The sequence below is a fragment of the Blastococcus aurantiacus genome (genome assembly GCF_900102425.1).
Taxonomy (GTDB): domain Bacteria; phylum Actinomycetota; class Actinomycetes; order Mycobacteriales; family Geodermatophilaceae; genus Blastococcus; species Blastococcus aurantiacus.
In genome coordinates this window covers 231,954-245,294 of the sequence record NZ_FNBT01000006.1, presented here as the reverse complement: position 1 = coordinate 245,294, position 13,341 = coordinate 231,954, and the positions used below count along the sequence as shown (strand labels likewise).

Annotated in this window: 14 protein-coding genes; 6 read left to right on the top strand and 8 right to left on the bottom strand. The window is 73.5% G+C overall.

Features of this window, described 5'->3' with window-relative positions; all coding sequences use genetic code 11:
• Positions 1 to 71: 71 nt before the first annotated feature.
• Positions 72 to 1,097, top strand: a complete 1,026-nt coding sequence (locus BLS70_RS14235) for a glycerophosphodiester phosphodiesterase family protein (RefSeq protein ID WP_091769156.1) — start codon at positions 72 to 74, stop codon at positions 1,095 to 1,097.
• A gap of 36 nt (positions 1,098 to 1,133) precedes the next feature.
• On the opposite strand, the gene BLS70_RS14230 is transcribed toward BLS70_RS14235, so the two are convergent.
• Complete coding sequence (locus tag BLS70_RS14230; RefSeq protein WP_091769153.1) at positions 1,134 to 2,423, bottom strand: adenylosuccinate synthase; 1,290 nt, start codon at positions 2,421 to 2,423, stop codon at positions 1,134 to 1,136.
• A 106-nt stretch (positions 2,424 to 2,529) separates the two neighbouring features.
• Here BLS70_RS14230 and BLS70_RS14225 point away from each other — a divergent pair, with 106 nt between their 5' ends.
• The 3 genes from BLS70_RS14225 (at position 2,530) to BLS70_RS14215 (ending at position 5,094) form a co-directional block, all read left to right on the top strand.
• Positions 2,530 to 3,144 (top strand): hypothetical protein, encoded by a 615-nt coding sequence (locus tag BLS70_RS14225; protein WP_091769150.1) that lies wholly within the window; start codon positions 2,530 to 2,532, stop codon positions 3,142 to 3,144.
• A 76-nt stretch (positions 3,145 to 3,220) separates the two neighbouring features.
• Positions 3,221 to 4,291, top strand: a complete 1,071-nt coding sequence (locus tag BLS70_RS14220; RefSeq protein WP_255362474.1) for an ABC transporter permease — start codon at positions 3,221 to 3,223, stop codon at positions 4,289 to 4,291.
• On the top strand, positions 4,288 to 5,094 hold the full coding sequence (locus tag BLS70_RS14215) for an ATP-binding cassette domain-containing protein (protein WP_091769147.1): 807 nt from the start codon (positions 4,288 to 4,290) through the stop codon (positions 5,092 to 5,094). The genes BLS70_RS14220 and BLS70_RS14215 overlap by 4 nt, the downstream gene beginning before the upstream one ends.
• 49 nt (positions 5,095 to 5,143) lie before the next feature.
• Here the strand turns inward: BLS70_RS14215 and BLS70_RS14210 are convergent, their stop codons facing one another.
• The 4 genes from BLS70_RS14210 to BLS70_RS14195 form a co-directional block, all read right to left on the bottom strand.
• Entirely contained in the window at positions 5,144 to 5,563 is a 420-nt protein-coding gene (locus BLS70_RS14210) for a DUF3151 domain-containing protein (RefSeq protein ID WP_091769145.1), read from the bottom strand.
• A 2-nt stretch (positions 5,564 to 5,565) separates the two neighbouring features.
• Positions 5,566 to 6,600 (bottom strand): class II fructose-bisphosphate aldolase, encoded by a 1,035-nt coding sequence (gene fbaA, locus BLS70_RS14205; protein ID WP_091769142.1) that lies wholly within the window; start codon positions 6,598 to 6,600, stop codon positions 5,566 to 5,568.
• 68 nt (positions 6,601 to 6,668) lie between these two features.
• Positions 6,669 to 7,283 carry a pentapeptide repeat-containing protein gene (locus BLS70_RS14200; protein ID WP_091769139.1) on the bottom strand — a complete coding sequence of 205 codons (615 nt, stop codon included), beginning with the start codon at positions 7,281 to 7,283 and terminating at the stop codon, positions 6,669 to 6,671.
• Positions 7,284 to 7,289: 6 nt separating this feature from the next.
• Entirely contained in the window at positions 7,290 to 8,642 is a 1,353-nt protein-coding gene (locus tag BLS70_RS14195; RefSeq protein ID WP_091769378.1) for an FAD-dependent oxidoreductase, read from the bottom strand.
• Between the two features lie 158 nt (positions 8,643 to 8,800).
• Between BLS70_RS14195 and BLS70_RS14190 the strand changes: the two genes are divergently transcribed.
• Together BLS70_RS14190 and BLS70_RS14185 are read left to right on the top strand one after the other, a co-directional pair.
• Positions 8,801 to 9,610: a methyltransferase domain-containing protein gene (locus BLS70_RS14190; protein WP_091769136.1), complete on the top strand. Its 810-nt coding sequence runs from the start codon at positions 8,801 to 8,803 to the stop codon at positions 9,608 to 9,610.
• An 8-nt stretch (positions 9,611 to 9,618) separates the two neighbouring features.
• The gene (locus tag BLS70_RS14185; RefSeq protein ID WP_143030420.1) at positions 9,619 to 10,125 is read left to right on the top strand and encodes an NUDIX domain-containing protein; all 507 of its coding nucleotides are present in this window, start codon (positions 9,619 to 9,621) and stop codon (positions 10,123 to 10,125) included.
• Positions 10,126 to 10,132: 7 nt separating this feature from the next.
• On the opposite strand, the gene BLS70_RS14180 is transcribed toward BLS70_RS14185, so the two are convergent.
• From BLS70_RS14180 to BLS70_RS14170, 3 genes are read right to left on the bottom strand one after another with little or no spacing between them, the layout of a single operon-like run.
• Complete coding sequence (locus tag BLS70_RS14180) at positions 10,133 to 11,557, bottom strand: FAD-binding oxidoreductase (RefSeq protein ID WP_255362473.1); 1,425 nt, start codon at positions 11,555 to 11,557, stop codon at positions 10,133 to 10,135.
• A gap of 37 nt (positions 11,558 to 11,594) precedes the next feature.
• Entirely contained in the window at positions 11,595 to 12,278 is a 684-nt protein-coding gene (locus BLS70_RS14175; RefSeq protein ID WP_218122424.1) for a TetR/AcrR family transcriptional regulator, read from the bottom strand.
• Positions 12,223 to 13,311, bottom strand: coding sequence for an alpha/beta hydrolase (locus BLS70_RS14170; RefSeq protein WP_176946423.1), 1,089 nt, complete (start codon positions 13,309 to 13,311; stop codon positions 12,223 to 12,225). Before BLS70_RS14170 ends, BLS70_RS14175 begins: the two co-directional genes overlap by 56 nt.
• Positions 13,312 to 13,341 lie beyond the last annotated feature (30 nt).

Genomic DNA, 13,341 nt, shown 5'->3' with positions numbered 1-13,341 from the left:
GCGTCCGATCGTGCGCAACACGTTCCCTTCAGTTCGCCCATCAGCCATCCGATTAAGGTGTTGTGGGATCCATGCACGCGACCGAGTCGCTGGCCATGCCGCCTGTGACCCGCCTTCCCCGGCCCGTCGTCATCGGGCACCGCGGTGCCCCCGCCTACCGCCCCGAGCACACGGCCGCCAGCTTCGAGCTGGCGATCGACATGGGCGCCGACCTCATCGAGCCCGACGTCGTGGTCAGCCGCGACGGGGTGCTCGTCGTCCGTCACGAGAGCGAGCTCTCGCTGTCGACCGACGTGGCCGAGCGCGCCGCGTTCGCCGACCGGCGCACCACCCGCACCGTGAAGGGCAAGGAGGTCACCGGCTGGTTCACGGAGGACTTCACGCTCACCGAGCTGCGCACCCTCCGCGCCGTCGAGCGCATGCCCACGCTGCGACCGCTGAACACCGCCTACGACGGCAGGTTCGGCATCCTGACCCTCGCCGAGGTCATCGAGCTGGCCCGGCGGCGCTCCACGCCCACCCGCCGCATCGAGGTGCTGGTCGAGCTCAAGACCGTGACCTGGCCGGACGGCTCCGGCCCCTCGTTGGCGGCGCTGGCGGCCGAGGAGCTGCGCCGGCTCGGTGTCGCCCACGGCGCGAGCCCTGTGCTGGTCCAGTCGTTCGACGCGGCGCTGCTGCGCGAGCTGCGCGCCCGGCTCGGCGAGAACGGCCCGCGCCTGATCCAGCTCGTCGACGACGGCGCCGAGGGCGATCGGATGGTCGGCCTGGCCGGGCTGCGCGAGATCTCCACCTACGCGCAGGGCATCGCGCCCAGCCGCCGGCGGATCCTGCAGGCCTGCGGTGCCGGCGCCCGGGTGTGCCGCCTGGTCGAGGAGGCCCACCGCGCCGCGCTGTCGGTCTTCTGCTGGACCCTCCGGGCGGAGAACGCCTTCCTGCCGGAGCAGCGGCGCCGCGGCGACCAGCCCGGCGCTCACGGTGACGCCGTCGCCGATGCCCGGCACCTGCTGGACCTGGGCCTGGACGGGCTGATCACCGACTCTCCCGACCTGGCCGTCACCGCCCTGCGCAGCCACCCCCGCCAGACCGCGGCCGCCTGACCCCGGAGCGGGGCCCGATGGGCCCCGCTCCGGGGTTCAGCCGATGAGGTCGTGGATCACCACGTTCTCGTCGCGGCCGGGGCCGACGCCGATCACGCTGATCCGCGCGCCGGACAGCTCCTCGAGCCGGCGCACGTAGGCCTGCGCGTTCGCGGGCAGCTCGTCGAACGTGCGGCAGTGCCGGATGTCCTCGAACCAGCCCGGCATCTCCTCGTAGACCGGCTTGGCGTGGTGGAAGTCGGTCTGCGTCATCGGCATCTCGTCGTGCCGGACGCCGTCGATCTCGTAGGCGACGCAGATCGGGACCGTCTCCAGACCCGACAGGACGTCGAGCTTGGTCAGGAAGTAGTCGGTGATGCCGTTGACGCGGCTGGCGTACCGGGCCACGACGGCGTCGAACCAGCCGCAGCGGCGGTCGCGGCCGGTGGTCACGCCGACCTCGCCGCCCTGCTTGCGCAGGTACTCGCCCCACTGGTCGAACAGCTCGGTCGGGAAGGGGCCCGAGCCCACGCGGGTCGTGTAGGCCTTGAGGATGCCGACGACGCGCTCGATGCGGGTGGGCCCCACCCCGGCGCCGACGGCGGCCCCTCCTGCGGTCGGGTTGGACGACGTGACGAACGGATACGTGCCGTGGTCGACGTCGAGCAGGGTGCCCTGCGAGCCCTCCAGCAGCACCCACTCGCCGGCGTCGAGCGCCTTGCCCAGCAGCAGCCGGGTGTCGGCGATCCGGTGCTTGAGCTGCTGGGCGTATCCGGCGTACTCCTCTACGACCTCGTCGACGTCGATCGCCTTGCGGTTGTAGACCTTGACCAGGATCTGGTTCTTCTCCTGCAGCGTGCCCTCGAGCTTCTGCCGCAGGATCGAGAGGTCGAGCAGGTCCTGCACGCGGATGCCGGTGCGGGCCACCTTGTCGCCGTAGGCGGGGCCGATGCCGCGCCCGGTGGTGCCGATCTTGCGCTTGCCGAGGAAGCGCTCGGTGACTTTGTCCAGGGCGCGGTGGTGCGGCATGATCAGGTGCGCGTCCGAGGAGATGGTCAGCCGCGAGGTGTCCACGCCCCGCTCCTCCAGGCCCGCGAGCTCGTGGATGAGCACCTGCGGGTCGATGACCACGCCGTTGCCGATGACCGGCGTGCAGCCCGGCGTCAGGATCCCCGACGGGATCAGGTGCAGCGCGTACTTCTCGCCGTCCGGGGTGATCACCGTGTGGCCGGCGTTGTTGCCGCCCTGGTAGCGGACGACGTAGGGGACGCGCCCACCGAGCAGATCGGTGGCCTTGCCCTTGCCCTCGTCGCCCCACTGGGCGCCGATCAGCACGACTGCGGGCATCGGAGCTGGCTCTCCTTCGGTCGGGACGGCGGGCCGGTCGCTCGGTACGGCGGGTCGACCGTCGGCCGCACCCGGCTCGCGGCCGGTCGGATGGCAGGGTATCCGCATGGGTTCGGTGGAGCTGGATCTGCGGCGCCTGGGAGCCGGTGAGGCCCCGCGCGCGGCCTCCGTGGCGGGGGCCGCCGAGGCCGGGTCGGTGCTGGTCCGCGGCCCCGTGGCGGGCCTGTCCGCGGTGCTGGCCGTGCTGCTGAAGGCGGGCCGGACGGCGGAGGTCCCGGTGTCGTGGGAGCCGGCCGCCGACAAGGACTCCCGGGGCCTGGCCCGCGAGCTGGGCATCGGCACCGGCGGCCCGCGTGAGCTCACGCTCGTGCGCGACGACCACGGCGGGGTGCTGCTGCACCACGGCCGGATCGAGGCCGACGGCGACGGGCGCCGATCGCTGAGCCGCCGGCTGGGCCTGCAGGCGCACCACGACGACATCCGGGTGGCCGACGGCGAGATCACCCGCATCGACGTCCGCCCCGACTGGACCGCCGTCGACACCATCGGCGTCACGGTCATGACGCTGCCGCTGCGCCCCACCCGCCGGACGAGTGGCCGGGCCCTGCAGGTGGCCTGCGACCCGGCGCGGATCGTCCGGGACGGCGTCAGGTACCCGCGACCCGTGCAGCGCTGGACGTGGTTCGCCGACGACCGGGTCCGCTGGCTGCTGCACCCCTGATGTCGTGGACACTGAGCCGCACGCTCGTCGAGGAGGCCCCGCTGCCGTCGTCCCCGCGTCCCGCCGGACATCGCCGGTGAGTGTCGACCGCCTGTCCTCGTCCGTCGCGCCGCACCGCGCCGGACCGCGCGGCGTGGACGGCCGGCGGGTGCTGCGGCGGGCGCTGACCAGGCCCAGCCTCCCGGCGCTGGTCGGGCTGGTCCTCGTGCTCGCGTTCTTCGCGATCCAGGCACCCGAGATGCTGACCTCCGGTGGGCTGGCCGGTGTGCTCGACGTCGCGGCGACCCTCGGCATCGGCGGCGTCGCCGTGGCGCTGCTGCTCGTCGCCGGCCAGTTCGACCTGTCCGTCGGCGTGCTCGCCATGTCCAGCGCCGCGATGACCGCGCTGCTCATCGGGCACGCCGGCTGGGGCACCTGGCCGGCGCTGCTGGCCTCGCTCGTCTGCGCCCTGCTCGTCGGCGTGGTCAATGGCGTGCTCGTCGTCAACACCGGGCTACCGAGCTTCCTGGTCACGCTGGCGACGCTCCTCGTCCTGCAGGGCACGACGCTGGCCGGCGTGCGCGCCGTCGCCGGCTCCGGACGGGTGGACGGGCTGGACGACGCACCGGGCTGGTCGTCGGCCGCCACCCTGTTCGGCTCCACCGCGCACCTGGGCGACGGCCGGTTCCGCGTCTCGCTGCTGTGGTGGCTGGGCGTCACGGCGGTGGCGACCTGGGTGCTGTGGCGCACGAAGTTCGGCAACGCGGTGTTCGCCAGCGGAGGGGCCCGCACCGCGGCCCGGGAGCTGGGCGTGCCGGTGCGCCGCACGACCGTCGCGCTGTTCTGCCTGAGCGCCACGGCGGGCTGGCTGATCGGGGCGCTGGCCCTGGTGCGCCTGGGCGGGGTGCAGGTGAGCAGCGCCGGCCTGGCCACCGGGATCGACTTCATCGTGGTGGCGGTGCTGGGCGGCTGCCTGCTCGCCGGCGGCTACGGCTCCGCGCTGGGCGCCTCCATCGGTGCGCTGCTGTACGCCGTCGCCCGGCAGGGGATCACCCTGGCCGGCTGGGACCCGCCGTGGTTCCAGGCCCTGCTCGGTGTCCTGCTCGTGGTGGCGCTGGTCGCCAACGGCGTGGTGGGGCACCGCCTCAAGGGGGTGCCCCGCTCGTGAGCGAGGGCGGCACGCGCGGACTGGAGCTGCGCGGGGTGACGGTGCGACACGGCAGCGTCCCGGCGCTGTCCCGGGTGAGCGCGACGTTCCCCGCCGGCGAGATCAGCTGCGTGCTCGGCGAGAACGGGTCGGGCAAGTCCACGCTGGTTGCGCTGCTGTCCGGGCTGCGCCGGCACGACGAGGGCGAGCTCCTGGTCGACGGGACGGCGGTGCGCTTCCGCTCGCCGCGTGCGGCACGGGCTGCCGGGATCGCGACCGTCTGGGAGGACCTCGCCGTCGCGCCGCTGCTGTCGGTGTGGCGCAACTTCTTCCTGGGCGCGGAGCCGACCCGGGGCGTGTGGCCGCTGCGCCGGCTCGACCTGGACTCCGCGCGGGCGACGACGGCGCGGGCGATGGCCCGGGTCGGCGTCCCGGGCCTGGACCCCGACCAGCCGGCGAGCCGGTTGCAGGCCGGTGAGCGGCAGAGCCTCGCCGTGGCCCGGGCGCTGCACTTCGGCGCCAGCGCGCTGGTCGTCGACGAGCCCACGGCGGCGGTGACGGTCGCCCGTCAGACGCTGTTCGGGCAGGCCATCCTCGCCGCGCGGGCCCAGGGGCTGACCGTCGTCGTCGTCACCAACAACCCCCGGTACGCCCACCTCATCGGCGACCGGTTCCTGCTGCTGGCCGGTGGCCAGGTGGCCGGCAACCTCACGCGGGAGGACGTCGACGCCGACGGCCTCACCGCGCTGATGGCCGGCGGCGACCAGCTCGGCGTGCTCACCGACGCGCTCACCGAGCTCCACCCGGAGCTCGGCGAGCGCTGACCCCGCTTCTCCGCGGAGAAGCGTCCTGCTTTTCCGCGGAAAAGCAGGTCTAGGGCGCGAGGGTGGGGTCGCAGTCGCGCAGCAACTGGGTGCAGCGCTCCTGCTCGTCGTGCTCGCCGATGGCCTCCGCGGCCGCCGCCAGCACCGTGACGCAGCGCAGGAACCCGCGGTTGGGCTCGTGCGACCACGGGACGGGGCCGAAGCCCTTCCAACCGTTGCGGCGCAGCGCGTCCAGCCCGCGGTGGTAGCCGGTGCGGGCGTAGGCGTAGGCCTCGATGGTGTCGGGCAGCAGGCGCTCGGTGCGGCCCAGCGCCTCCTCGGCCAGGGCCGCCCAGGCGGCGCTGACCGTGGGGTGGCGGGCGGCGACCTCGGCGGCCGGGGTGCCGGAGGCGAGCTCGCCGTCGGCCTCCGGGTTCGCCGGGAGCAGCGTCGGCTCGGGCTCGCCCAGCAGGTTGTGGGAGTGCGTCATGGTCAGGCTCCCTGGGACTGGCCGGCGGACAGCAGGTGCTCGCACGCCTCGACGACGCGGGCGGCCATGCCCGCCTCCGCGGCCTTGAGGTAGCTGCGCGGGTCGTAGGCCTTCTTGTCGCCGACCTCGCCGTCGATCTTCAGCACGCCGTCGTACTTGCTGAACATGTGCGCCGCGATCGGGCGGGTGAAGGCGTACTGGGTGTCGGTGTCGACGTTCATCTTCACGACGCCGTAGGAGATCGCCTCGCGGATCTCCGACTCCGCGGACCCCGAACCGCCGTGGAAGACCAGGTTGAACGGCTTGGCGCCCTCGCCCAGACCGAACTCCTTGGCGACGACGTCCTGACCCTGCTTGAGGATCTCGGGCCGGAGCTTGACGTTGCCGGGCTTGTAGACGCCGTGCACGTTGCCGAAGGTGGCGGCCAGAAGGTAGACGCCGCGCTCGCCGAGGCCCAGCTTCTGGGCGGTGCGCCGGAAGTCGCCGTCGGCGGTGTAGAGCTTCTCGTTGATCTCGGCGACGACGCCGTCCTCCTCACCGCCGACGATGCCGATCTCCAGCTCGAGCACGAGCTTGGCTGCCGCCGACTTCTCCATGAGCTCCTCGGCGATGTCGAGGTTCTCGCCGAGCTCGATGGCCGAGCCGTCCCACATGTGCGACTGGAACAGCGGCTCCTGGCCGGCGTCGACGCGGTCCTTCGACAGCGCGATCAGCGGGCGGACGTAGCCGTCGAGCTTGTCCTTGGGGCAGTGGTCGGTGTGCAGCGCGACGTTGACCGGGTACTTCTCGGCGACGACGTGCGCGAACTCGGCCAGCGCCACCGCGCCGGTGACCATGTCCTTGACCTTGGTGCCCGAGCCGAACTCGGCACCGCCGGTGGAGAACTGGATGATGCCGTCGCTGCCGGCGTCGGCGAAGCCCCTGAGGGCCGCGTTGATCGTCTCCGACGAGGTGCAGTTGATCGCCGGGTAGGCGAAGCCGCCCTCCTTGGCCCGACTGATCATGTCGGCGTAGACCTCGGGGGTCGCGATGGGCATGCGGGGCACTCCTCCGGTGAAGCTGGTGTACGGCGCTGTACGTCGCGCTCAGTATTGCGCCGGGCCCGTCATCCCGGGGCGTCGGGGCCGACCCGTAACCCCAGGGTGGTGACCAGTACGACCGCCTGGGTGACGTCGATCTGCGCCCCCGCGAGCTCGGCGTCGCGCGGGTCGAGGGCGCTCAGGTCGCTGCCGCGGAGGTCGGCGCCACTGAGGTCCACGCCCGACAGCTCGGCCGCGGAGAGGTCCAGTCCGCGCAGCGTGGCACCCGCCGCCCGCACCCCGGTGAGGTCGGCCTCGCGCATGCGGGTGCCGGCGAGCGTGGCGCGGGCGAGGTCGGCCCCGGGCAGGAGGACGAAGGACCAGTCCCCGCCGTCGACGCTCATCAGGTCGAAGGTGCACCGCTGGAACCGGCTGCCCACGAACTTGCACGCGGTGAACTCGGCCTGGAAGAACGCGCAGCCGGTGAACGAGCAGTTCAGGAAGGCGGCGTCGGTGAAGGAGGTGGCGTTGAACTTGCAGTCGACGAAGGTGCAGTCGGTGAAGACCGCGCCCTCACCCGTGGCCTCGGTGAGGTCCACGCCGGAGAACCGGACCGCCGTGTGCTCCTGGCCGGAGAGGTCCTCGCCGTACCAGTCCGCGTCCCGGACCTCGGTCGGTGCGGCGTCCGTCGGCTCGCCCACCGCTGCTCAGCCCGTCTCGATCCGGCTGGCCACCCGCGCGGCGACGACGACCGGGTCGTAGGTCGGCGAGAGCGGCGGCGCGTAGGAGAGGTCGGAGCCGGCCAGTTCCTCAGCGGTCATCCCCGCCCAGATGGCCGTGGCCAGGACGTCGATCCGCTTGCCGCTGCCCGGCCCGCCCACGATCTGCGCGCCCAGCAGCAACCCGGAGCCGCGCTCGGTGATGATCTTGACGGCGATTGCCTCGGCGCCCGGGTAGTAGCCGGCCCGCGTCGTCGCCTCGATCGTCTCGGTGCGGTGGTCGAAGCCGGCCTGCTCGGCCTGGGTCGTGCACAGCCCGGTGCGCGCCACCTCCAGATCGCCCACCTTCGTCGCCGCCGTGCCCAGGACGCCGGCGAACCGGGCCGGCCGTCCGCCGATCACCGAGCCCGCGACCCGGCCCTGCTTGTTCGCGTGCGTGCCGAGGGCGACGTGGATGCCCTCGCCGGTGATCCGGTGGAAGGTCTGCACGCAGTCCCCGGCGGCGAACACCTCGGGATGCGAGCGGCTGCGCTGGGTGTGGGCGACGTCGATGCCCCCGGTGACGCCGATCTGGAGGCCGGCCTCGCGCGCCAGCGTCGTCTCCGGGCCCATGCCCAGCCCCAGGACGACGAGGTCGGCGTCGTAGCTGCCCGCATCGGTGCGCACCGCCCGGACCGCGCCGTCGGCGTCGACCTCGATCTCGCGCACGGGTTGGTCGGGCTGGACGTCGATGCCCATGTCGCCCATGGCCTTGCAGATCCGCTCGCCCATGTCGTCGTCGAGCTGGGCCATCGGCAGCGGGTCGGCCAGGACGACGGTGACCGACAGTCCCCGGGCGAGCAGCACCTCGGCCATCTCCAGGCCGATGTAGCCGCCGCCCAGGACGACGGCCTTCTCCGCGCCCGCGGCGATCGCGGCCCGGATGTCGGCGCCGTCGGCCAGCCGGTGCACGCCGAAGACGCCGTCGGCGTCCAGGCCCGGTACCGGCGGGCGGGTCGGCCGCCCGCCGGTGGCCACCACCAGGTTGTCGTAGCCGTACCGCCGGCCGTCGGAGGCCCGCACCTCCCCCGCGTCCAGATCGATCGCCTCGGCACGGACGTGCGTGTGCACGGTGATGCCGTCGGCCTCGAACTCGGCCGGCGTGCGGGCCAGCAGCGCGTCGCGGTCGGGGACCTGGCCGCCGATCCAGTAAGGGATGCCGCAGGCCGAGTAGGAGATCTCCGGGCCCTGCTCCAGCACGACGATGTCGAGGTCGCCCGCCGGCCGGAGCCGGCGCGCCTGCGCGGCGGCCGACATTCCGGCGGCGTCCCCGCCGATGACGACCAGCCGATCGGTGCTCACCGGCACAGCGTGTCATCCGGCACCGACAGCGGACAGCCCATCGCCCGGCTGCCTGCGCCACGAGAGCCGCCGTGCGGTCACGGAGCCGCGGTGTACGGCGGCTGCGTGACCACACCGCGGCTTCCCCACGAGCACGCGGACGCCTCTAGGGTCGCCGGATGAGCGACGGTGGAGCGGCGGCAGGCGTCTTCGGCGATCGCGCCGGCCAGTGGGCGTCCTGGCAGTCCTCGCCCTGGGGCCGGCTGCGCTACGCCGTCGCCCGGGAGACGACGGCGCGGGCGATCGCGGCGCTCCCCGGGCGGCTCCGGGTGCTCGACGTCGGTGGTGGCGACGGCGCCGACAGCCTGCCGCTGGCCGAGGACGGGCACGACGTGACGGTGCTCGACTTCGCGCCCGAGCTCCTGATGCAGGCGCAGGAGGCGGCGGGTCGCCGGGGCGTCGCCGACCGCGTCCGGGTGGTGCGCGCCGACCTCGACGACCTGATGACCGGTGCCGGCGACGAGCCCCTGGGCACGTTCGACGTCGTGCTCTGCCACAACGTGCTGCACTACCGCGCCGACGTCCCGGCGACCGTGCGCTGGCTCGCCAGGCTGGCCCGGGCGGACGGGGTGGTGTCGGTGATGGCGCCCAACCCTGCGATGGACGTGCTGTCCGCCGCGGTCCGCCGGCAGGACCCGGCCGGCGCCCTCGCCGTCCTGGACTCCCCCACGGTGCACGGCGAGACCTTCGACCACCCCATGCGGCGGCTCGGGGCGGCGGAGGCGGAGGAGGCGCTCACCGACGCCGGGTGCACCGTCCAGCACCGGTTCGGCATCCGGTGCGTCATGGACCTGATCGCCGACGACGAGCGCAAGTCCGAGCCCGCCTTCTACGAGCAGCTGCTCGATCTGGAACTCCGGCTGTGCGAACGGGAGCCCTACTGGCGCACCGCCCGCTTCTGGCAGCTCACCGCCTCGACCAGTTCGTGACTCCGGCGGTGCACGGAGCCGGGCGACCGACGAAGCGGCTGACGGCGATGGCCGGCTGGCATCCCGACTGCTACCAGCGGGCGATCGCCTACCTCACCGACCCGTCCGGTCGGCTCCTCGTCTTCGAGCACCTGGACGTGGACGCGGGGACGCAGGTCCCGGGCGGCGGCATCCACGTGGGCGAGTCCGCCGAGGACGCCGTGCTCCGTGAGCTCGCCGAGGAGTCCGGTCTCGACTCCGCCGTCGTCGTCCGGAAGCTCGGTGAGGCCTGGAACCGGTCGGAGCCCGGCAACGTGCCGGCGGGCCTCGAGGAGCAGATCCAGCACGCTTTCCATCTCAGCCGCACGACGCCCGGGCCGCACGAGCAGTGGGAGTGGGAGGAGACCGACAGCGACGTCACCGGGCACCGCTTCGCGCTGCGGTGGATGACGCTCGACGAGGCCGAGCGGGTGCTCTGGCCCTCCTCGGCGATGTGGATCGATCCCGTCCGGGTCTCGCTCCGCCACCCCACCTGACGCGGGCTCAGCGGCCGGTCAGCTCAGCCACCGCCGGGAGGTCGCGCACGGACGCGCGGCGGAAGACCTTGCCCGGGTTGAGCAGGCCGTCCGGGTCGAGCGCGTCCTTGATCGCCCGGTGCACGTCCAGCGCCACCGGGCCGATCTCGCGCTCGAGCCAGTCGACCTTGATGGCACCCACCCCGTGCTCGCCGGTGATCGTGCCGCCGAGGGAGAGCCCCAGCTCGCAGATGTCGTCGAAGGCGGCGAAGGCGCGCTCCCGCTGGTCGGCGTCGGCGGGGTCGAAGCAGATGGTCGGGTGCATGTTGCCGTCGCCGGCGTGGCCGACGACGCCGATGGTGAGCCGGCGGGCCGCGGCGACCGCGTCGCAGCCGTCGAGGAACGCTGCGATGCGGGAGCGCGGCACGGCGACGTCGTCGATGAGCGTGCTGCCCAGCGTGGCCAGCGCCGGCAGGGCCATGCGGCGAGCCTGCAGCAGCAGGTCGCCCTCCGCCGGGTCATCGGTGGTGTGCACGAAATCGGCGCCGGCCTCCCGGCAGAGCTGCGCGAGGGCCTCCATCTCCCGGACGGCGGTCTCGCCGCCGGCGTCGGACTGCGCCACCAGCAGCGCGTGGGCGGAGCGGTCCAGGTCGGCCTTGAGCAGGTCGTCGACGGCGCGGATGCAGGTGTTGTCCATGACCTCGAGCAGGCTGGGCACCAGCCCGCTGGTGACCACGCGCTCGACCACCTGGCCGGTCTGCGCCGTCGTCCCGAACGAGGCGGCGAGGGTGACGGGCCGCTCCGGTGCCGGGCGCAGGGCCAGCGTCGCCTCGGTGATGACGCCGAGCGTCCCTTCCGACCCGACGAACAGCCGCGGCAGGTCGTAGCCGGCGACGCCCTTGACCGTGCGCCGCCCGGTGCGCAGCACGCGGCCGTCGGCGAGCACGACCTCCAGCGCCATCACGTAGTCGGTGGTGACGCCGTACTTCACGCAGCAGAGCCCACCGGAGTTGGTGGAGAGGTTGCCGCCGATCGTGCACCAGTCGTAGCTGGAGGGGTCAGGTGGGTAGAACAGGCCGTACCCGGCGACGGCGTCGCGCAGGTCCTTGTTCACCACGCCCGGCTGGACGACGGCGAGCCGGTCGGCGGGCGAGACCTCCAGGACCGCGTCCATCCGGGTCATGACCAGCGTGATCGCGCCGTCCACGGCGTTGCTGGACCCGGCGAGCCCGGACCCGGCGCCGCGAGGCACGACCGGGACACCGTGCCGGGTGGCGACCTGCATGACGGCGACGACATCGGCGGTGCTGCGCGGGAGGACGACGGCCGCCGGAGTGCCCGCGGGCGCCATCATCGCCTGGTCCCGGGCGTACCCGGCGGTGACGTCGGGATCGGTCAGGACGCTGTCGGCCCCCAGCGCGTCCTGCAGCTCGGTCACCCAGGAAGTGGTCACCGTCACACCGTAGGTGCTCCTGTCCCCCGGGCGGAGCTCAGCCGGCGGCTTCGTCGGCCAGCGCCCACCCATCGGGATCGATCCCGAGCATCCGCAGGTAGCCCAGCAACGAGGCGACCATGTCCACGGAATCGGGGTCGAGGACCCACTGGATCTGCAGGCCGTCGGCCAGCGCGATGACCTGCGCCGCAGCCGCCACGGGATCGTGCCCCGTCACCGGGGGGTCGGCGGTGGCGAAGGCCCGGGCCATCGAGCCGGTCAGCGTCCTCCGCAGCCGGGCGTAGCGCTTGCGGAAGTAGTTGTGCGCCGGATGGGACGGCTCGGTGGCCTCGGCGGAGAGCTTGACGTAGAGCGGCGCCAGATCGGGACGCCGCTGGTTGGCGGCGATCTGCCCGACCAGCCAGGACAGGCCCACGTCGTCGACGGTCCACGGGCGTCCGTCGCGCCGGCTCAGCTGTTCGATGTGTTCCTGCAGCGCGATGATCTCCTGCTTGTCGCGGTCGATCATCACCGTGATGAGCAGGTCGTCCTTGCCCGAGAAGTAGTGCAGCAGACCGGCGTGGGTGATGGCCGCACGCGCCGCGACGTCCCGGAGGGACACGCTGGTGTAGCCGCGTTCGCCGAACAGCTCCAGCGCGCTGTCCATGATGCGCCGGCGCGTCCGCTCACCCTTGGTCAGAGGTGGCACGCCGCTGCGGTCGCCGTCCATCGTCGTGGTCACTCGCCACCTCCTGGGTCACGCGCATGCTATTCGCGCAGCTCCCAGGCCCGGCCCCGGCGTACCGCTGCGCGAAGGCGACGACCGCGTCGAGCGCGCGGCGCCCCGTGCCGGTGTCGAGGTGCACCTGGTACTCGTGCGGGACGGGCGGGTCGGCGTCGGGGAAGAACAGCTCGGTCACCGGGACCCCCACCCCGCGCAGCCGCTCGACCAGGCGGTGGGACTGGGCGAGCAGCGGATCGCCGTTCCCCGCGCTGACGAGGCTGGGCGGGAAGGCGGCGGTCAGCAGGTCCCCGACCGACGCGGGATGACCGTCCGGCAGCAGGGCCGGCCGCCGGAGGCCGAGGTAGGACCACAGCAGCAACCGGACGAAGGTCGCCGCGCGCCGGTCCGAGGGCGGTGGCACCCGCAGGAAGTACGCGCCGCAGAACAGCACCGCGCCCCGGAGCTGCCGCGGCTCGACCGCCGGGTCGACGCCGACCAGCCGCGCGTACGCCGGATCGACGAACGCGGCGGCCACGCAGGCCGCGATCTGCGCTCCGGCGGAGTCGCCGGCCAGGACGAGCCGATCGGGATCGGTGCCGAGCTCGTCGGCGTGCTCCACGACGAACCGGACGGCGGTCGCCACCTCGCGCGGCTGGCGGGGGAAGGTGGCCTCGGGGGCCCACGAGTAGTCGACGCCCACGGTGACGAGACCGTGCGATGCGAGGACTCGCAGGTAGTCGCGCAGCGCGTCCTTGGTGCCGCCTATCCACCCGCCGCCGTGCACCCAGACGACGGTGGGCAGCGGACCGGTCGCTCCTCCGGGACGGAACACGTCCAGCCGGCACCGCCGCCCGGAGCCGTAAGGAAGGTCCAGCCGTTCCTCGATCCCTGCCGGGACCAGAGGGCCGTTGCGCCGCGCGATGTCCTCGGCCTCGTCGCGCCCCGAGCGGCGGGTGAGCAGGCGCAGCACGGCCACGATCGGGCGGGGCCCGGCCAGCCAGGCGGCCAGGACGCCTCCGGCGGCGAGCCCGACGGGAACGAACGTGGGCACGGCGACCTCCGGGGCGGCTCGGACGGGCGA